The organism is Nocardioides sp. Bht2 (assembly GCF_047308515.1).
In the GTDB taxonomy this organism is placed as follows: domain Bacteria; phylum Actinomycetota; class Actinomycetes; order Propionibacteriales; family Nocardioidaceae; genus Nocardioides.
In genome coordinates, this window is the sequence record NZ_JBLBWI010000001.1 from 504027 (window position 1) to 523211 (window position 19185).

Consider the following 19185-nt stretch of genomic DNA (forward strand, 5'->3'; position numbering starts at 1 on the left):
GCCGCTCAGCGCGAGAAACCGGTGGAGTACCCGTCGACAAGATCAGGGTGGACCGAGCAGCTCCTCGAGGGCGGCCACCACTCGGGCCGCGGCCTGACCGTCGTGGAAGCCGTTGAAGCGCGCGTTGAAGGCGTCGATCACCGGCTGTTGCCGCTCTCGCAACGCCGGCAGGTCGCCTAGCTCTCGGATCACCTCGGCGGTGGTCGCCAGCAGCGGCCCCGGAGCGCTCTCGGTGAAGCTGTAGAGGAAGCCGCGGGCGTCCTGGGTGTACTCGGCCAGGTCGGGCACCAGGAAGAGCATCGGTTTCCCGGTGACGGCGAAATCGAAGCGGAGCGAGGAGTAGTCGAGGACGGCGACGTCGGCGGCCAGGATCAGGTCGTTGATCTCCGGGTACTCGGTCACGTCGATCACGCCGCTGCTGCTGGTACCGGCCACGTTGAATCGGTGTCCGCGTTGCAGCACCACGTAGCGCTCCCCCAGCGCCTCGATCAGCTGCTCGTTGTCGAGGTGGTCGGCGAGCGCCGCCGACCGGAAGTCGGTGGCAGCGTTGTCGCGCCAGGTCGGCGCGTTGAGGACGGCGATCTGGTCGTCGCGCAGGCCGAGCCGACGTCGGGTCTCGGCGCGGCGCTCCTCCGCCCCGACGACGAGCGCATCGTCGCGGGGGTAGCCCTGGTTGAGGATCCTGCCGTCGAACTCGTACTGCTCGCGGTAGTGCCGGTCCATCGACGGGTGCGGGGTGAGCAGCACGTTCCAGACCCGTGAGGTCCGGTCCAACTGGTACTGGATCTTGCGCGGCGAGAAGTTCTTCGACTCCCACAGCACCTTGCCCATCGACTTCGACGGGTAGCCGTGGAAGGTCTGCACGACGGTCTGTCCGGCCCGCGGCGTGAAGTTCCGTTGCACCTCGACATTGGTGACCACCAGGTGCGCGCTCGCCCAGGCCTCGTGCCAGGCCCGGCTGTGCACGATCAACGCCTCGGCCCCCGCGGGCACCGGCACCGAGTGGTCGGTGACCGCCCAACTGAACCGCAGGTCGAGCCGGGACTGGCGGAGCTCCTCGAAGATCGCAGCCGGGCTGTCGGTGACGCCACTGCCCGCGTAGGCGGAGAAGAGCACGTGGTTGCGGTCGAGCGGCGGCTCCACCAGCTGCAACTGCTGCTGCCGGTACCGGCCGCGTTCGTCCTCGCTCAACGGCGGCAGGAGCCGGACCTTGAGCCGCCCCTTCTCGGCGACGAACTCGAGCAGCTGAACGTCGGTGGCCAGCGTCCTGGGCAACGTCGCGGCGAACTCCTCAGCCACCTCGACATCGTGCGGCAGCTCGACGGGCCCGGTCGGGCGGGGTCGGGCGGGCAGCCCGAAAGGCTCGTGCCACAACGGCAAGGTCAGCTCGGCGCCGTCGATGATCAGCTCGCGCCCCACCACCCGGGCATCGGTCGCCGCGCCGGGAACCGCCGGCTTCGGCAGCCTGGCGCGGACCCGTTCGGTGGAGAGCCGGGCGGTGCGAACCAGGCCGGCCAGCTCCACCCGAACCTCCAGGTCGGCGTCGCTGCCTAGGTCGAGGCGGAGTTGCAGCGAACCGGCGTCGTGGCTCTGGAAGCGGCGGGCACTGAACCGGGTGGCGGCAGGGTCGCCCAGGGTGCTGAACTCCACCGGGCTCCCGGCACGGGTCAGGGTGAAGACCGGCGGCGTGGTGGCGAAGTCGACCACCCGGACCACGGCGATCAGCTCGATCTCGGCCTCGTCGCCGACCCGTCGGCAGCGCCGGATCCGCAACTCCAGCGGGGACTGCTGCGCCGCGAACTCCGCCAATGCCTCGGGGAGGCCAGCGGGGTGCAGTGGCCCGTAGTCGGCAAGGATCCGTCCGCCCACGACATGGGTCACGACGTTGTCGCCGACGTAGGCCCGCTCCACGACGAAGTCGGCGAGCTCCTCGCGGCGTCCGTTCGCGGCGAGCCAGGCGCGGACCCGGTCGTCGACGGCGACCTGGGCGGCGGTCTGTGAAGTCAGCTTCGCCAGTGCCTGGGCGAGCAGTGCGCTGAGCGCGGAGAACTCCGCCTCCGCGGCATGTTCGCCGTCGATCAGGAAGGCGCGGGCCTCGGTCAGCAGCTCCACCGGCCCGAGCCGACGGGCGCGGGGCAGCCACTGCGGCAGCAGGTGGGCGACTGCGGGAGTCTCACCGAACCGGTCGACGGCGGCGAGTTGCTGGGCGTCGAAACCCGGCGCTAGCCGTGACGACCACGCCCGGAGCCGTCCCCGCAGCGACACCTCAGGCGCGCTGGCGGGTCTGCTCGGTGGCCATCGCCTGCCAGGCGTCGAGCTCGGCACGGAGGACGTCGAGGTCCTGCTCCAGCTCGGCGACCCGGACGATCGCTTCGGCGGCACGCTCGTCGGCGTCGTCGGCGCGGCGGGTCTCTTCCTGCACCGCGGCCTCGGCGCGCACCGCGCGACGGGCCTCCGCACCGAGCTTGAGGGTGGTCTCGGCGACCTTGCGCTGGGTCGAGGCGAGCTCGGTCTCCAGGTCGCTGATCAGCAGCTGGCGCTCGGCGATCCGCTCGGTCATCGCCCGGGCGAACGCCTGGTTCTCTTTGACCCGCTCGGCCTCCATGACCCGGTAGGCCTGGGCCTGCTCGGCGCGGTCACGGGCAGCTTCCTGGCGCGAGGCCAGCAGCTCCGAATGCATGATCTTGGTGGAGGCGGCCCCCAGCACCAGCGCGACCACGGCCGCACCGACCACAGCACCGGTCGAGCCGCTGACCGCGGCACCGACGACAGTGAGGGTGGCGATCGCGAGAAGGGCGACAGCAACCGTGATCCGGGTGCTCCGCTGACGGCGACGAGCGTTGGAGGTGGCCATGAGACAACCCTAGGCCAGCATCAGCCGCAGAGCTGGACCCGACGCGCGCGCCGCGCCGACGAGGCGCAGGTCACCTAGCCGCAGCAGCGTCGTCATCGTCCTCGGGAACCCGGCAGGCCCGCTCCAGGACGAGCGCCGCCGCGACCACCAGCAGTCCGGCCAGCGCCCCCAGGCCGGAGCGGAGGATGCGCTGCCCGGCCAAGGCCGCCTCGCTGTCGATCCAGGTGAGTGCATAACCGCCGTAGCCGCCGGCGACCAAGGCGCCGACCAGGACACAGGCCTTCGCCAGCACCAACCGGTTCACCGCGCGGTTGGGCTCCATGCCCAGTGGACGCGCGACGGCACGTCGTGTCTGCCACGCCGTCACCGCCAGAACCGCGGCCACGAAGTAGAGCGCACCGACCTGCACCCAGGTGACCAATGGTGGACTTCCGCCCAACCATTGGGTCACCGGACGCAGCGACCAGCCCCCGATCAGACCGACCACCCCGAGAACGACGACCGGCCCGGGGCGGGTCCCTCGGACGTGGCCGAGCTCGGCCTTGCTCACGCGGGTTCCGTCACTGGATCTGCAGGCTCAGGTCGTCTCGCAGCTTGAGGCCGGACTGGTCCAGGCCCTCCAGCAGATCGGCGATCGGGCCCGCGTCGATCAAGGTGGCGTCCGGCTCCAGGTCGTGCCACGGACGCAGGACGAACGAACGCTCCTTGGCCCGCGGGTGCGGCAACCGAAGGTTCTCGTCGTTGGCGCGGCGGTCACCCACCACGATCAGGTCGACGTCGAGGGTGCGCGGCGCGTTGGTGGTGCCGTCGCGCTCGCGGCCGAAAGCGTCCTCGATCGCGAGGGCGCGGTCCAGCAGGGTGGCTGCCGACAGGGTGCTGTCGATCAGGACCACCGCGTTGAGGAAGTTGGCGGCGTCGGGCGGGCAGCCCACCGGCTCCGTCTCGTAGATCGGCGAAACACTGGTGACCCAGACGTCGGGAGTGTCGGCGAGAGCGTCGACCGCTCCTTGCAGACTGGTCAACCGTTCGCCCAGGTTGGATCCGATGGCCAGTACGCAGCGGCGGATCGGACGCATCTCACCGGTCAGGGTGTCGGCGTCGATGATGTGCGGGTTGGGTGTCTCAGTCATGGCGAAGTCGTCCTTTTCCGAGTGATCGTCAGCGCGACATCCGAGAAAGTCGCGTCAATGGGCGCATCCGGTTTGTGCAGGGTGACCCGGGTCCATTCAACACGAGGGTCCAACAGGCAGACGTCGGCAACCCGTTGGATCAGGGTCTCGATCAGGTCCACCGGATCGTTCTCGACAGCCGCTTTGACAGCGAGCACCAAGGTGCCGTAGTCGACCGTGTCGGCCAGCGCATCGCTCGCCGCCGCAGGCCTGGTGTCGAGCCCGAGAGTGAGGTCGACGACGAAGGTCTGGCCCTCGCGTCGCTCGAAATCGAAGACGCCGTGGTGCCCGTAGCACTCGACGCCGACGATGGTCAGTTCATCCATCACGGCTCCGTTCCGTCCTGCCATTGCGTGACCACCGCGAGCGCGTCGCGGCAGGCCCGAACATCGTGTACCCGTAGGCCCCAGACCCCGTGGTGGGCCAGCAACGTGATCAACGCGTTGTGCGCGAACTCGCGTTGAGGCACGGGACGTGGTCCGGCGTCGTCGGCGAGCAGGTGACCGAGGAACGACTTCCGGCTCGCGCCGACCAGGATCGGCAGCGAGCCGACCGTGACCTGGTCCAGGTGGCGGACCAGATCCCAGTTCTGGGCGTAGGTCTTCGAGAAGCCCAGGCCGGGGTCGAGGACCAGTCGGGTCGGGTCCACGCCACGCGCCAACGCCTCGTCGACCCGGCTCGAGAGCTCGGCGCGCACGCCGGCGACCACGCCGGCGGCGTAGCTGGTGTGCTCCTGCATCTCGGTGCTGTGCGCGCGCCAGTGCATCAGCACATAGGCGACGTCCGCCGAGGCCACCACGTCCAGGATCCGCGGGTCGGCCAGGCCACCCGAGACGTCGTTGACGACCAGGGCACCGGCGTCGACGGCTGCTTGGGCCACCTCGGCTCGCATGGTGTCGACCGAGATCGCCGCACCCGCCTCGGCCAGGGCGGCGATCACCGGAACCACCCGGTCGAGCTCTTCGCTGACCACCGGTCGCGTGGCACCGGGGCGCGTCGACTCACCACCGACGTCGATCAGGTCGGCGCCCAGGTCGAGCAGCGCCAGACCGTGCGCGATCGCCGCGTCGGTGGCCATGAAGCGGCCGCCGTCGGAGAACGAGTCGGGGGTCACGTTGACCACGCCCATCACCCGTGGACGGCCGAGATCCGCGGCAACCAAGGTGGAAGCTCGCGAGCTCATGTCACCGACTGGAGTTGATCAGCGACATCGCCTCGCTGCGGGTCGCCGGATTGTGCAGGATTCCTCGCACGGCCGAGGTGATGGTGCGGGCACCGGCCTTGCGGACACCGCGCATGGTCATGCACAGGTGCTCGGCCTCGATCACCACGATCACCCCGCGGGCTTCCAGGATCTCCATCAGGGCGTCCGCCACCTGGGTGGTCAGCCGTTCCTGGACCTGCGGGCGCTTGGCGTAGACGTCGACCAACCGGGCCAGCTTCGAAAGGCCCGTGATCTTGCCGGACTCGGCCGGGATGTAGCCGACGTGGGCGACGCCGGTGAACGGCACCAGGTGGTGTTCGCACATCGACCAGAGCTCGATGTCGCGGACCAGCACCATCTCGTCGTGGCCGATGTCGAAGGTCGTGGTCAGCACGTCCTCAGGAGCCATCCGCAGCCCCGACGTCAGCTCGGCATAGGCGCGCGCGACGCGGGCCGGGGTCTCCAGCAGGCCTTCGCGGTCGGGGTCCTCACCGATCGCGTAGAGCAGTTCGCGGACTGCGGCTTCGGCGCGGGGATGGTCGAACTCGGGCACCTTGTGCGGCTCCACCTCGTGAGTGATCTGATTCGTCATGCCGGACCCGCCGTATCGGTGGACGGGTCGCCGTGCAGGTCGCCACCCGGACCGGGCGGGGTGATCACGGCGCCACCCTCGCCAGCCAGGTCGGCTTCGTCGGCGGCGTCCGCCTTGGCGGAGGCAGGGACCTTGACCGGCGGGATCGCCGACGGAACCCGGGTCGGTGAACCGGTCCAGGCCGGGCGCACCGGACGGCGGCGCAGCGGCACGAAGACCTCGGCCACCTGGGCCTTGTCGAGGGTCTCCTTCTCCATCAGGGCGACCACGAGTGCGTCGAGCACGTCGCGGTTCTCCTCGAGGATGTCGAAGGCCTCCTGGTGCGCGGTACCGAGCAGCTTCTTGACCTCGTCGTCGACCGCGGCTGCGGTCTCCTCGGAGTAGTTGCGCTGGTGGCCCATGTCGCGGCCCAGGAAGGGCTCGGAGTTGTTGTCGCCCAACTTCACGGCACCGAGACGCTCGGTCATGCCGTACTGGGTGACCATCGCGCGGGCCAGGTTGGTGGCCTTCTCGATGTCGTTGCCGGCGCCACTGGTGACGTCGTGGAAGATCAACGCCTCGGCGGCCATGCCGCCGAGCATGTAGGCGAGCTTGTCGAGCATCTCGCTACGGGTCTGGGAGTACTTGTCCTCGTCGGGCAGCACCATCGTGTAGCCCAGCGCGCGACCGCGCGGCAGGATCGTCACCTTGTGCACCGGGTCGGTTCCGGGCAGCGCCGCCGCGACGAGTGCGTGGCCGCCCTCGTGGTAGGCGGTCATCAGCTTCTCGTGCTCGCTCATCAGCCGGGTCCGGCGCTGAGGACCGGCGATCACGCGGTCGATCGCCTCGTCGAGAGCGTGGTTGTCGATCTGCTTGCCACCCTCACGGGCGGTGAGCAGGGCAGCCTCGTTCAGCACGTTGGCGAGGTCGGCACCGGTGAATCCGGGGGTCCGACGGGCCACGCTCATCAGGTCGATGTCGGGCGCGATCGGCTTGCCGCGCGAGTGCACCTTGAGGATCTGGTGGCGGCCCTTGAGGTCCGGGGCGTCGACCTGGATCTGGCGGTCGAAACGGCCCGGACGGAGCAGCGCGGGGTCGAGCACGTCGGGACGGTTGGTCGCGGCGATCAGGATGACGCCGCCGCGGACGTCGAAGCCGTCCATCTCGACCAGGAGCTGGTTGAGGGTCTGCTCGCGCTCGTCGTGGCCGCCGCCCATACCGGCACCACGGTGCCGACCGACGGCGTCGATCTCGTCGATGAAGACGATGGCGGGGGCGTTCTCCTTGGCCTGCTCGAAGAGGTCGCGGACCCGCGAGGCACCGACACCGACGAACATCTCCACGAAGTCCGAACCGGAGATCGAGTAGAACGGGACGCCTGCCTCGCCGGCGACAGCACGGGCGAGCAGGGTCTTACCGGTTCCGGGCGGGCCGTAGAGCAGAACGCCCTTGGGGATCTTGGCACCGACGGCCTGGAACTTTGCCGGCTCCTGGAGGAACTCTTTGATCTCGCCGAGTTCCTCGATCGCCTCTTCGCAACCGGCGACGTCGGCGAAGGTGTTCTTCGGCATGTCCTTGTTGATCAGCTTCGCCTTGGACTTGGCGAACTGCATCACGCCTCGGCCGCCACCGCCCTGGACGCTGTTCATCAGGAAGATGAAGAGCAGGATGATCAGCGCGAACGGCAGCAGGGTCGCGAGGAGCTGACCGAGGAAGCTGGGCTTCGGGTTCTCGGAGTTGCTCTTCTCGATGGTGCCCTTGCCGACCTGCTCACGCACCTCGCGGATCAGGTCGTTCTGCTGACCGGCGACCCAGTGCGTGGAGACCTTCCGGCCACCGCTGCGGTCGACGTCGTCGTCGAGCGTCGCCTGGATCTCCTGGTCGTTGTCGATGAAGGTGATGTCCTTGACCTGGCCGGTGGAGATGTACTTCTCCATCTGCGAGGTCTCGATCTCGTCCCACCCGCCGCCGGGCGCGAGGAACTGCAGGGCGAGCAGAACGCCCACCACGGCCATGACGATCCAGAGCCAGGGACCCTTGAATATGCGCTTCACAGACTTCTCTCGAGACAGCTCAGGGCAGGCCTGAGCAGCGACGTTCGTGTTGTATGACGGTACAGGAGGTCGGCAACGGCAGCCTGTGGGACGACCAGAACCTGGCCGGGAGCGCCGTGCGGGCCGCTCCCGTCAGCCACTGGCTCAGACGCCGAGCGTGGTGCCTGCGGAGCGCAGGTTCTGGCAGGCCTCGACGATGCGGGCAGCCATCCCGGCCTCAGCAGCCTTGCCCCAGGCACGGGGGTCGTAGGCCTTCTTGTTGCCGACCTCGCCGTCGACCTTCAGAACGCCGTCGTAGTTGGCGAACATGTGCGCCGCGGCGGGGCGGGTGAAGGCGTACTGGGTGTCGGTGTCGATGTTCATCTTCACGACGCCGAAGTCGACCGACTCCGCGATCTCCTCAGCGGTCGAACCCGAGCCACCGTGGAAGACCAGGTCGAACGGCTTGCTGCCGGCGGCCAGGCCGAGCTCGGCGACGACGGCGTCCTGGGCATCGCGCAGGATCTGCGGGCGGAGCTTCACGTTGCCCGGCTTGTAGACACCGTGCACGTTGCCGAAGGTCAGCGCGGTCATGTAGCGGCCACGCTCACCGGCACCAAGAGCGCGCACGGTGGCCAACGCGTCGGCGGGAGTCGTGTAGAGCTTCTCGTCGATCTCGGCGACGACACCGTCCTCCTCGCCACCGACCACGCCGACCTCGATCTCCAGGATCACCTTCGCCGCAGCGCAGGCAGCGAGCAGCTCCTCGGCGATCTGCAGGTTCTCGTCGAGGGCGACCGCCGAGCCGTCCCACATGTGCGACTGGAAGAGCGGAGCCTCGCCCCGAGCGACGCGCTCAGCCGAGATGGCGAGCAGCGGCCGGACGAAGGTGTCCAGCTTCTCCTTGGGGCAGTGGTCGGTGTGCAGAGCGATGTTCACCGGGTAGTTCTTGGCGACCTCGGCGGCGTAGGCGGCGAACGCCACGGAACCGCTGATCATGTCCTTGACCGACGGTCCGGAGAGGTACTCGGCGCCGCCGGTGGAGACCTGGATGATGCCGTCGGAGCCGGCGTCGGCGAAGCCCTGCAGCGCCGCGTTCAGCGTCTGCGAGGAGGAGACGTTGATGGCGGGGTAGGCGAACGCGTTCGCCTTGGCAGCGTCGAGCATCTCGGCGTAACGCTCGGGGGTTGCGATGGGCATCAAAATCTCCTCAGGACACGGCAGACAGCGGCCCCAGCCTAGTGGTCCGCCACCTCACTGTGACCTCAGCGTGCGGTTTAGGCCCCGGAACCCGCCACAAGGTCACATCGAGCGGCGTGGCAACCGAATGGCGCCGAAGCTCGTATCTACCGGTGAGAGCATCAATCCACCGAACCCGGAGGCGATCGTGTCCGACATCCAGCGCCAACTCGACGGCGAACTCGACGAGACTCCCCCGCCGGGTTTCCAGATCTCCGACACCCTCCTCGCCGGACGCGCCGCCGTCCGCCGACGTCGTCTCGCGATGGCCGGCGCTGCACTCTCCGTCGCGCTGATCGCGGGGGGAGGCGCCTGGCTGGTCGCGGACGGCGGCGCCGAACCTCAAGGGGGCAGCAACGTGGTCGCAACCCAGCCGCCCAGACCTGATGACCCCGACGGCGGGGAACCCCTGCCGCCCCCTAACGCGGATGAGCCGTTCTTCATGGACCCCGAGGGACGCGTGACCACGGGACCGGGCTGGGTGATCACCGACAGGGTCGATGATCCGATGACCGGCAAGAAGGCGCTCGACGCCAGCTCGGGAACCGAACCGATCGTCGCCTCCGTCGCGGTGGAAATCACCAAGGGCGACGACATCCTCTGGATCATGGGGACCGCGGAGTCTTGGGACTCGGTGAGCACAACTGCGCCAGAGCGCCCGGCCGATACAGGCTTCACCGAGCTCGCGATCTGGACCGACTACCAGGTCGACATGCTGACCACCGGAACCAGCGATCAGCTGGTGAAGATCGACGGCGAGGGGCGGCTGACGCCACTGAACCGCATCAGAATCCACGCCCAACAGGTACTCCCCGACCTCGGCCCTGACTTCAGTGACCAGCCGGCGGCTGCCGCTCGGCTTCAGATCGGGACACGAGTGGCCTGGGTGGCAGTACGCGGGGACGGCGCGGCCACCGACGTGATCTTTGCGGAGGAGTACCCCGCGCGTCGCGCCGAAGGGACCATGACCGGGTTCATCGACTTCCTGAAACAGACCTACGGCGAGGGCGAGCATCAGGGCACCAACGAGGGACTCCGTTGAGGCGCGCCGACCGCGAGGCCGCCTACGTCGAGTTCGCCACCGCCCGCCGCGATCAGTTGCGGCGGATCGCCTACGGGATGTGTGGCGACTGGCACCTGGCAGACGACATCACGCAGAACGCCCTGATCAAGCTCTATGTGGCCTGGCCGCGGGTTGCCCGAGACGGACGCGAGGAGGCCTACGCCCGCAAGATCCTGATCAACACCGCGATCGATGCGGCCCGCCGTCCGGGCCGGCGTGAGCAACCCACCGAGACGTTGTCCGAGGTCGTCGAGTCCACCCGGGCCGGGGTCGAGGACCGGATCTGGCTGGTCGGCGCGTTGCAACGACGCCGCCTCAATGTGAGCTGGGCGCGCGATTTCGGGCAGGAAGTGCGCGCTCAGCTCACATTGAGCGGCTGGCCGCGCCGTTGAGCGGTGGTTAGCCGCGCCATGCGGCGTCGCCGGAGAGGTCGGCGTACTGGCGCACCCAGGAGTGCATCGCGATCGCGCCGGCGGCGCTGGCGTTGATCGAGCGGGTGGAGCCGAACTGCGCGATCGAGAAGGTGCCGTCGACGACCTCGCGGGCCCGCTCCGAGAGCCCCGGCCCCTCCTGACCGAAGAGGAAGCAGACCTTGCGGGGCATCTCCATCGTCTCGATGTGCTCGGAGCCGGGCAGGTTGTCGATACCGAGCAGCCGGACGCCGCGCTCGTGCAGATAGTCCGCCAACTCCTCGGGACCGGTGTGGTGGCGCAGGTGCTGGTAGCGGTCGGTGACCATCGCGCCGCGCTTGTTCCAGCGCCGGTTGCCGACGATGTGCACCTCGGCGGCCAGGAACGCGTTGGCGGTCCGGACGATGGTGCCAATATTGAAATCGTGCTGCCAGTTCTCGATCGCCACGTGGAAGTCGTGACGGCGGGTGTCGAGGTCGGCGACGATCGCCTCCAACGTCCAGTACCGGTATCGGTCGACGACGTTGCGGCGGTCACCCTCAGCAAGCAGTTCCGGGTCGAAATGGGCCTCACTCGGCCAGGCGTCGCGCCCGCCGGGCCACGGTCCGACGCCGACCTCTTGCGGTCCGTGCGGCATCGGGTCGTACGGGGCGCGCTCCTCATTCACTCTCCGAACGCTAGTCGCCGGTCCGGGTGGAGACGGGTCGGCCCCCGTTGATCGAGCTTGTCGAGATCACCTCCGCGCGACAACCGGTCTCGGAAAAGCTCGCCCTCCGGTGCGGAGCGGTCTCGACAAGCTCGACCTCCGGTGCGGAGCGGTCTCGACAGGCTCGACCTCCGGTGCGGGGGCGGTCTCAACAGGCTCGACCTCCGGAGTACCACCTTCCCCGTAGGGTTAGCCCGTGCTTATCGACGTGCTGCACCCGCTCCTGCTCGGTCTGAACTGGATGGACCCCGAATGGCTCCTGGAGAAGTTCGGCCAGGAGATGTTCTGGATCAGCATCGCGATCGTCTTCATCGAGTGCGGCCTGCTCTTCCCGATCCTGCCCGGTGACTCCCTGCTCTTCAGCGTGGGTCTCTTCATCCACCGCGCGGGCGCCGGCGAAGCCGGGATCGACGTCAACATCGTCACCGCCTGCATCGCGCTCTCACTGGCGGCCTTCCTCGGCAACGTCGCCGGTTACGAGATCGGCCGCTTCCTCGGCCCCAAGATCTACGAGCGGCGCGGCCGGTTCCTCAAGCCCGAGTACTTCACCAAGACCGAGGCGTTCTTCGAGAAGCACGGCGCGAAGGCGCTGATCCTCGGTCGCTTCGTGCCGATCGTGCGGACCTTCATCACCCTGGTCGCCGGTGTCGGCAAGATGAACCGTCGCCACTTCTTCTTCTGGTCCGCTGTCGGCGCCGTGCTCTGGGCCACCGGCCTCACCCTGCTCGGCTACTTCCTCGGCGGCATCGAGTTCCTTCAGCAGAACATCGAAGCGGCGATCCTGGTGATCGTCTTCGTCTCGGTGCTGCCGATGGTGTTGGAGTGGTGGCGGCACCGCAAGGCGGCGCTGGCGATGGTCGACGACGTCTCGGAAGCGATCGAGGACCGGGTCGAGGACGCCGTCGAGAAGTTCACCGACCGCGACGACTGAGCTCGGCTCAGCCGCGCTTCTCCGTGTCGACCAGCTCCGCGAAGGCGATCAACCGGTTGTCGGTGTGGAACAGCTCGGCACAGGTGGTCAGGGTCAGCAGCCGCTGCCCCTTGCGCTGCTCCGGCTGAACCCCGCCCGACTCCGGATTGGTGGGCAACTCATCCACCACCCAGGTGTCACGGAAGGTGACCTCGAGGTCCTTGCCACCGCTGATCAAGCGGTAGGTGTAGGTGGCCCCGCGAGTCTCCACGATCACCTCGTCACCGACCCGAAGATCCGGCATCTGACGTAGCGGCTCGCCGTGGGTGACCCGGTGCCCGGCCAACGCGTAGTTGCCCTTCTTCCCCGGGGCCGCGCTGCCGGTGAAGTGGCCGAATCCCGATGCCAGGACGCCGTCGCTGGTGCCCTCCAACACCGGGACCAGGTAGTCGTCACCGAACCGCGGGATCCGGATCAAGGCCTGAACCTCGCCTTCCGGCACCCGGACCGCCTCCAGCGCCTGCGGGTCGGCCTCCCACTGCCGCTCCACCTCGGTGACGATCCGTTGATGGGTGCGTTGGGAGACCCAGTTCGTACCCCAGAACTGCCAGGCCGCCCAGCCCAGGACGCCGAGCCCACCGAGCACCATCGCCAACCCCAGCCACCAACTCCAGGGGCGACGACGTCGGGCTCGTTGGGGGGCGGCGGCCTGGTTGCCGCGGCGTCTGTTCAGCACCACCGCGCCATTGTTGCCTACTAGGCTCGCCACATGGCAGGTCACGCTCGCCGTCTCGACGGCATCCCGCCCACCATCTTCACCGAGATGTCCGCCCTCGCCCTGAGCACCGGGGCGATCAACCTCGGTCAAGGCTTCCCCGACGTCGACGGCCCGGCCGCTGTCGTCGAACAGGCGGTCGATGCGCTCCGCGCGGGCCGCAATCAGTACGCGCCCGGCCCCGGCATCCCCGAGTTGCGGGCCGCGATCGCGCGCCACCAGTACCGGCATTACGGCGTGACAGTCGATCCGGCTCGCGAGGTGGTGGTCACCACAGGTGCCACCGAAGGGATCGCCGCTGCGTTGCTGGGGCTGGTCGATCCGGGCGACGAGGTCGTCGTGCTGGAGCCCTACTACGACTCGTACCTGGCGATGATCGCCTTCGCTGGCGGCGTTCGGCGGCCGGTGACGCTACGCGCTCCGGAGTACCGCCTCGACGTCGATGCGCTGCGTGCCGCCGTCAACGACCGGACCCGGGTGCTGTTGATCAATACGCCCCACAACCCGACCGGCACGGTGCTGGACCGTACCGAGCTCCAGGCGATCGCCGACCTCGCCATCGAACGCGACCTCGTGGTGATCACCGACGAGGTCTACGAACATCTCGTCTTCGACGGCGCCGAACACCTCCCCCTCGCCACCCTGCCGGGCATGTTCGAACGGACCGTCACACTCTCCAGCGCCGGCAAGATGTTCTCCTTCACCGGTTGGAAGATCGGTTGGGCGACCGGCCCGGCCCACCTGATCGAGGCCGTCCTCGGCGCGAAGCAGTGGCTCACCTTCACCAGCGGCAGCGCCCTGCAGCCGGCGGTCGCCCACGCTCTCGACCACGAAGCCGGGTTCTACGACGAGCTCGCCGTCACGCTGCAGGAACGGCGCGACCTGCTCTGCACCGGCCTGGCCTCACTCGACGTCGACGTCCGGGTGCCGCAGGGCACCTACTTCGCGCTCACCGACGTCCGGCGCCTCGGCTGGGCCGACGGTCGGGAGTTCTGCCTGGCGCTCCCCGAACGCGCGGGAGTGGTGGCGATCCCGGTCCAGGGCTTCTACGACGATCAGCAGGCCGGGCAGCACCTGGTCCGGTGGGCGTTCTGCAAGGAACCCGAGGTGATCGCCGCAGGGCTTGCGCAGTTGCAGGCAGCGGATCTGCGCGCCTGAGACCGGGCGGGCCGACGTCCGCGGAGCCGAAAATCGTGCGTCGGGCGGCACCTGGCTTCTAGAATCCTGCGCATGGCGCACCCCGATCTCCCCGTGGTGCTCCGCCTACTCGGCCCGGTCACCGTCCTCGACCCGACGGGCGCCGCTGTCGAGGTCGGCTCACCGCGGCACCGCGAGGTCCTGGCCGCCTTGGCCGTCGATGTCGGCCGCGCGGTCTCCGTCGACACCCTCCTCGCCCGGGTCTGGGGGGACAGCACCCGCGGCGGCACGGTGGCCAGCCTGCAGGCCGTGATCTCCCGGCTCCGTTCCCGATTCCGCGACGCCGGGGTCGCGGCCCGGATCGTGACCGCCCCGCCGGGCTATCTGCTGGAGGTGTCATCCTCCGCTGTCGATGTGGTCCGGCTGACCACCGGTATCGAGGCGGCCCGACGTGCTGTGGCGACCAGCGACGTGCCCATGGCGCAGGTCCGCGATCAGCTCAACGACACGTTGGCGCATTGGCGCGGAGCCCCGTTCGCCGACGTTCCCCAGCAGTTCGCCCGCACCGAGGCCGCCCGCCTTGAAGGGCTGCGGCTCACCGGCGAGGAGCTGGCAGCCGACCTCGACCTCCGCCTCGGTGACGCCACCGAGGCGATCGCCCGGCTCCAAGCGCTCTCCAGCCACCACCCGATGCGCGAGTCGCTGCGCGAGCAACTGATGCGCGCGCTCTACCTCGGTGGGCGCCAAGCCGACGCGCTGGCCGAGTACGAGGCGGCCCGGCTCCTGCTCACCGAGGAGCTCGGGGTCGATCCTGGGCCAGCGCTGCGTCGGATGCAGCAGCGGATCCTGGCCCACGATCCAGAACTCCGGCCGGCCAGCCGGGCCACCGCCCCGACCGGTGACGCCGCAACCGTTCCCGCACCCCGGACTGGCGGTGGTGCTGCCGCGGTCCCGCTCCCCCGCGCCGTCTCCAACCTGCCGGCCACCGATCTTCTCGGTGCCCTCGTCGGTCGCGAGCGTGACGTCTCCTACCTCGCCGACCTCCTGCAACAGCCGACCAGCCGACTGGTCACGATCACGGGCGTCGGTGGCTGCGGCAAGACCAGGTTGGCGCTCGCCGTCGCCGAACGGGCGGCCCCTGCCTTCGCGTTCGGCAGCACCCTGGTTCCGCTGGCCCCCTTGACCACTCCCGATGCGGTGATCCCGGCGATCGCGCGTGCGGTCGGCGTCGCGGAGGGCGGCGACCCGTTCGGCGCACTTCTCGAACTGTTCCGCGATCGTCAGCAGCTGTTGCTGCTCGACAACGCCGAACACCTGCTGGACGCCTGGCCGGAGCTGGCCACCCTCGCCGCCGCCTGCCCGGGCCTCCGGCTCCTGGTGACCAGCAGAATCCCGCTCCAGGTCCGCGGCGAGGTGCTCTTCCCACTGGCACCACTCGACCTCGCGGCGTCGACCCACCTCTTCGTGGCGCGGGCCGCCAACGTGCGCCCCGGTGAACGGCTCGACGCCGGCGACCCGGTGATCCATCAGCTCTGCCAGCGGCTGGCAGGCATCCCGTTGGCGATCGAACTCGCCGCAGCGCGGGTGCGGATGCTCAACCCGGCAACGATCCTGGACCGTCTGGCCGAGGTGATGGCCGCCGAAGGGGCCCGGGACCTCCCGCCTCGCCAGCGCACCATGCGCGCCGCGATCGACTGGAGTTTCGCGCTACTCAGCGAGACCGAGCAGGCCGTCTTCCCCAGGCTCGCGGTCTTCAGCGGTGGCTTCACCATCGACGCCGCGATCGCCGTACTGGCCGACGTCGTCGCCCCGGACGAGGTGTTGGCGGTGGCCGAAGGGCTGGTCAACCAGTCCCTCCTGGTCGCCGAGGAGACGCTGTCCGAGCCGCGGTTCCGGCTCCTGGAGCCGGTCGCCCAGTACGCGCTCACCCGACTCGCCGAGGACGACGAGACCGAGGCGCGTAACGCGCATCTGGCCTACTTCACCGCGTTGGCGGCCCGCTACGAGCCCTCGCTCCGTGGGCCGGGAACCGTGCAGACATTGGCCTCCTTGGAGTCCGAGCAGGCCAACATGGTCGCCGCGATCGAGTGGTCACTACGCTCAGGCCAGCCGGATCAGGGCGGCTGGCTGGGCTGGCATCTCTGGCTCTTCTGGTGGGTCCGCGGCACGCTCCGCGACGGACGGCGATTGATGCAGCAACTGCTCGACACCACCCTCGACGACCGGGTCCGGGTCCGGGTCGGAGCCGTCACCGGCGCGCTTGCCTTCGCCCAGGGCGACCTGGCCGGCGCTCGGGTATGGGAGAGCGCGGCCGCTCTCGCCGAAGAGATCGGCGACGCCGAAGGGCTCCCCTACGCGGTCGGGGGCACCGGCCTGATCGCCTTGGCACAAGAGGATCTGCCTCAGGCCGCCGCCATCCACCAGCGCACGATCGCGCTCTGCACCACCGCCGGCCTCGACGGCGAGTGGTTGTGGACGCTCTCCCACGTCTGGCTCGGCACCATCGAGCTGTTGCGTGGAAACCCCAGCCAGGCAAGCGATCTGGTCGATCTCGCGCTGGCCGCGGGCCGGCAGCGGGACGATCCGCTCGCCGTCTACATCGCACTCTTCACCGCGGTCCAGATCTCGCTGACCCTGGGTGACACCGACCGAGCCCGCGCCCAGATCGCCGAAGGCGTCGCGTTGAGTGCCTCGACCGGCGACCACGCCAACCTCGCCTACCTGTTGGAGTCGCTCGCCGTCGTCGAGTCGATCGCCGGCGACCTGGCCCGGGTCGGCACGCTGCGCGGCGCGGCCTCCGAACTGCGGGCGAGTGTCGGCGGCAACGTCTACGGCTACTACCGGCCCGACGAGTCGCTGATCGCGGACGCCGAAGCCCGAGCCGTCGCTGCGCGGGGCGCGGCCCAGTACGCCGACGATCTCGCCGCCGGTGTTGCGTTGCCGCTGGCGCAGATGGCCGCGCTGACCGACGTACAGCCTCGCTGACCGAGGTCGGCAAGGGTTCCAAGCCAGCACCAAGCCAGCGCCAAGCGCAGGCGTCGAAGGTTCCCTCATGAACCGAAACTGGCTTCCGCCCTCCTGGGCACACCCGGCGCGGGTCACCCTCGCCGCCGGCTACCACCTGCGCACGATGGGACCCGCCGACGTCGATCTCGACCTGCCCGCCGTCCGCGGCTCGCGTGACCGTCTCTTCTCCATCTACGGCCAGGCCTGGGGCTGGCCCCCGGTCGAGCTCACCCGCGAGGCCGACATCGACGACCTCGCCCACCACGCCGCCGAGATCGAGGCGCACGAGTCGTTCCTCTACGGGCTCTTCGACACCGCCGAGACCGTCCTGCTCGGTTGTCTCTACATCGACCCGCCGGCGAAGGTCGGTGCCGACGCCGACATCTCCTGGTGGGTGGTCGACAACCTGCTCGGCTCCGACCTGGCCGCCGAGTTCGACACCTTCGTGCCACGGTGGATCGCCGAAGCCTGGCCACTGGTCGCGCCTCGCTATGTGGGCCGGGACCTGAGCTGGGACCAGTGGCTGGCACTGCCGGACCTCACTACGGAGGTGGAGCCGGTATGAGGCGACTACGGATGCTGCTGGCGACCGCGGTCGTCGCAGGCGCCGGGATCGTGGCCCTGCCCGCCCCGGCTAACGCGGGTCAAGTGCTGGTGACGATCGGGATCAAGGGCTCCGGCACGGTCCGGGTGGTCGAGGGCTCGCTCGAGGACGGCGGCTCCGCGTTCTGCGACCAGTCGCAGAACCTCGACCATCGGGTCACCCTCAGCTGTGCCCGGGTCCGTAACGAGGAGCCGCTGGAGGCCTGGGTGTGGCTCCGGCCCTCCACCTCCTCCTCACCTGCGTTCTGGAGCTTCGTCGACTGGCAGGGCTGCGACCAGACCCGCGAGCGCAGTGGGATCAAGGAGTGCGGAGTCGGCTCGTCCGCCTTCGGCACCTCGAACAAGGCGCCGGTCGCGATCTTCCGGGACAACTCCGCGCCCGCGGTCACCGAGCTCACCGCCGACCAGGTCACCACCCAGGACGGCACCTTCCGATTCACCTGGAAGGGCAATGATTCGGTGGGCGAGAAGTGCCGTTTCGGTGCCGCGGAGTTCACTGCCTGCTCCTCGGGCCACACCGCCACCCTGCCCGAGGGGCACTACACCTTCTCGGTGCGCGCCGAGGACGCCTCGGGCAACCTCAGCGTCGTCGAACAGACAGTGGTATCCAGCGTGGAGACCACCCTCTTCATCCGTCCTCCGGCAGTCAGCACCAGCCGCGCCGCCGAGTTCTTCTACTCCGGGACCAACGGCGCCGAGTTCGACTGCACCCTGGACGCCGTCGCGGTGGCCTGCTCAGCCGAGGGAGTGATCCGCTTCGCGAACCTCTCCGACGGCGGGCACACCTTCACGGTCCGCTCCCGTGAAGGTGCCTGGGTCGACGCGTCGCCGTCAACCTGGAGTTGGCGAGTCGACACCACCGCTCCGCAGACCACGCTCACCGGCGCTCCCGTCTCCGGAAGCGTGCTCCTCTCCCGCGCGGCAACGTTCGGCGTCAGCACCGACGACCCCCTGGCCGAGATCGAGTGCAGCCTCGACGGTGTGGAACGTGACTGTGCGGGCGGCACCCCGGCCTTCGCCGGCCTCGCTTCGGGCACCCACGAGTTCGCCGCGACCGCGGTCGACCAGGCCGGCAACCGGGACAGCTCGCCTGCGCTGACGCACTGGACCGTCCCGTTCGCCGCGCCGAACTTCAAGCGCAGCAAGGGCTGGCGCCTGATCCGCACCTCGAGTGCGTACGACGGCACCGCGCTCACCACCAAGAAGCGGAAGACCAGCCTGACCCTGAGTGTCCGCGGGGCTCGCTCGCTGGTTCTGGTCGCCGGACGCAGCAAGAAGAACGGAACCGTGGCGATCTATGCCGGCAGCCGCCTGATCAAGAAGGTCTCCCTCAACGGCTCGAAGTCGCTCGGCAAGCAGCTCATCAAGGTGGCCTCGTTCGCCACGCCGTACTCCGGCACCGTGCGGATCAAGGTGCTCACCAACAAGCGTCCGGTCCGCATCGAAGGCCTGGCCGCACCCACTCGTTGAGGTCCGCGCACGGACCTCCTCACAGAAAGTAGAAA

At 69.2% G+C, this 19185-nt stretch carries 18 protein-coding genes; 7 read left to right on the top strand and 11 right to left on the bottom strand.

Annotated elements, in window-relative coordinates; translation table 11 throughout:
- Nucleotides 1-42: 42 nt before the first annotated feature.
- The 9 genes from ACLM5J_RS02460 to fbaA form a co-directional block, all read right to left on the bottom strand.
- A complete protein-coding gene (locus ACLM5J_RS02460; RefSeq protein WP_413654413.1) occupies nt 43-2265 on the bottom strand; it encodes a CDP-glycerol glycerophosphotransferase family protein in 2223 nt (740 codons plus the stop codon).
- A 1-nt stretch (nt 2266) separates the two neighbouring features.
- Nucleotides 2267-2854 carry a hypothetical protein gene (locus ACLM5J_RS02465; RefSeq protein WP_413654414.1) on the bottom strand — a complete coding sequence of 196 codons (588 nt, stop codon included), beginning with the start codon at nt 2852-2854 and terminating at the stop codon, nt 2267-2269.
- 70 nt (nt 2855-2924) lie between these two features.
- On the bottom strand, nt 2925-3404 hold the full coding sequence (locus ACLM5J_RS02470) for a DUF3180 domain-containing protein (RefSeq protein WP_413654415.1): 480 nt from the start codon (nt 3402-3404) through the stop codon (nt 2925-2927).
- Between the two features lie 10 nt (nt 3405-3414).
- Nucleotides 3415-3984, bottom strand: a complete 570-nt coding sequence (folK, locus tag ACLM5J_RS02475; protein ID WP_413654416.1) for a 2-amino-4-hydroxy-6-hydroxymethyldihydropteridine diphosphokinase — start codon at nt 3982-3984, stop codon at nt 3415-3417.
- A complete protein-coding gene (gene folB, locus ACLM5J_RS02480) occupies nt 3981-4349 on the bottom strand; it encodes a dihydroneopterin aldolase (protein WP_413654417.1) in 369 nt (122 codons plus the stop codon). Before folB ends, folK begins: the two co-directional genes overlap by 4 nt.
- The gene (gene folP, locus ACLM5J_RS02485) at nt 4349-5206 is read right to left on the bottom strand and encodes a dihydropteroate synthase (RefSeq protein ID WP_413654418.1); all 858 of its coding nucleotides are present in this window, start codon (nt 5204-5206) and stop codon (nt 4349-4351) included. Before folP ends, folB begins: the two co-directional genes overlap by 1 nt.
- A gap of 1 nt (nt 5207) precedes the next feature.
- Nucleotides 5208-5819: a GTP cyclohydrolase I FolE gene (gene folE, locus ACLM5J_RS02490; protein ID WP_413654419.1), complete on the bottom strand. Its 612-nt coding sequence runs from the start codon at nt 5817-5819 to the stop codon at nt 5208-5210.
- A complete protein-coding gene (gene ftsH / locus ACLM5J_RS02495; protein ID WP_413654420.1) occupies nt 5816-7852 on the bottom strand; it encodes an ATP-dependent zinc metalloprotease FtsH in 2037 nt (678 codons plus the stop codon). Before ftsH ends, folE begins: the two co-directional genes overlap by 4 nt.
- Before the next feature lie 144 nt (nt 7853-7996).
- Nucleotides 7997-9031 carry a class II fructose-bisphosphate aldolase gene (gene fbaA / locus ACLM5J_RS02500; RefSeq protein WP_413654421.1) on the bottom strand — a complete coding sequence of 345 codons (1035 nt, stop codon included), beginning with the start codon at nt 9029-9031 and terminating at the stop codon, nt 7997-7999.
- A 187-nt stretch (nt 9032-9218) separates the two neighbouring features.
- Here fbaA and ACLM5J_RS02505 point away from each other — a divergent pair, with 187 nt between their 5' ends.
- Together ACLM5J_RS02505 and ACLM5J_RS02510 are read left to right on the top strand one after the other, a co-directional pair.
- Entirely contained in the window at nt 9219-10112 is an 894-nt protein-coding gene (locus ACLM5J_RS02505; protein WP_413654422.1) for a hypothetical protein, read from the top strand.
- Nucleotides 10109-10525 carry a sigma factor gene (locus tag ACLM5J_RS02510; protein ID WP_413654423.1) on the top strand — a complete coding sequence of 139 codons (417 nt, stop codon included), beginning with the start codon at nt 10109-10111 and terminating at the stop codon, nt 10523-10525. The genes ACLM5J_RS02505 and ACLM5J_RS02510 overlap by 4 nt, the downstream gene beginning before the upstream one ends.
- Nucleotides 10526-10532: 7 nt before the next feature.
- Here ACLM5J_RS02510 and ACLM5J_RS02515 read toward each other — a convergent pair whose 3' ends face one another.
- Nucleotides 10533-11180 (bottom strand): TrmH family RNA methyltransferase, encoded by a 648-nt coding sequence (locus ACLM5J_RS02515; protein WP_413655003.1) that lies wholly within the window; start codon nt 11178-11180, stop codon nt 10533-10535.
- Between the two features lie 265 nt (nt 11181-11445).
- Between ACLM5J_RS02515 and ACLM5J_RS02520 the strand changes: the two genes are divergently transcribed.
- Entirely contained in the window at nt 11446-12180 is a 735-nt protein-coding gene (locus tag ACLM5J_RS02520) for a DedA family protein (protein WP_413654424.1), read from the top strand.
- A gap of 7 nt (nt 12181-12187) precedes the next feature.
- Here the strand turns inward: ACLM5J_RS02520 and ACLM5J_RS02525 are convergent, their stop codons facing one another.
- Nucleotides 12188-12898, bottom strand: coding sequence for a class E sortase (locus ACLM5J_RS02525; RefSeq protein ID WP_413654425.1), 711 nt, complete (start codon nt 12896-12898; stop codon nt 12188-12190).
- A 30-nt stretch (nt 12899-12928) separates the two neighbouring features.
- On the opposite strand from ACLM5J_RS02525, the gene ACLM5J_RS02530 reads away from it, so the two are divergent.
- From ACLM5J_RS02530 to ACLM5J_RS02545, 4 genes are all read left to right on the top strand, one after another.
- Nucleotides 12929-14092, top strand: coding sequence for a pyridoxal phosphate-dependent aminotransferase (locus ACLM5J_RS02530; protein ID WP_413654426.1), 1164 nt, complete (start codon nt 12929-12931; stop codon nt 14090-14092).
- Nucleotides 14093-14164: 72 nt separating this feature from the next.
- Nucleotides 14165-17056, top strand: coding sequence for an AfsR/SARP family transcriptional regulator (locus ACLM5J_RS02535; protein WP_413654427.1), 2892 nt, complete (start codon nt 14165-14167; stop codon nt 17054-17056).
- A 67-nt stretch (nt 17057-17123) separates the two neighbouring features.
- Nucleotides 17124-17642, top strand: coding sequence for a hypothetical protein (locus ACLM5J_RS02540; RefSeq protein WP_413654428.1), 519 nt, complete (start codon nt 17124-17126; stop codon nt 17640-17642).
- Nucleotides 17639-19150 (top strand): hypothetical protein, encoded by a 1512-nt coding sequence (locus tag ACLM5J_RS02545; protein WP_413654429.1) that lies wholly within the window; start codon nt 17639-17641, stop codon nt 19148-19150. The genes ACLM5J_RS02540 and ACLM5J_RS02545 overlap by 4 nt, the downstream gene beginning before the upstream one ends.
- Nucleotides 19151-19185 lie beyond the last annotated feature (35 nt).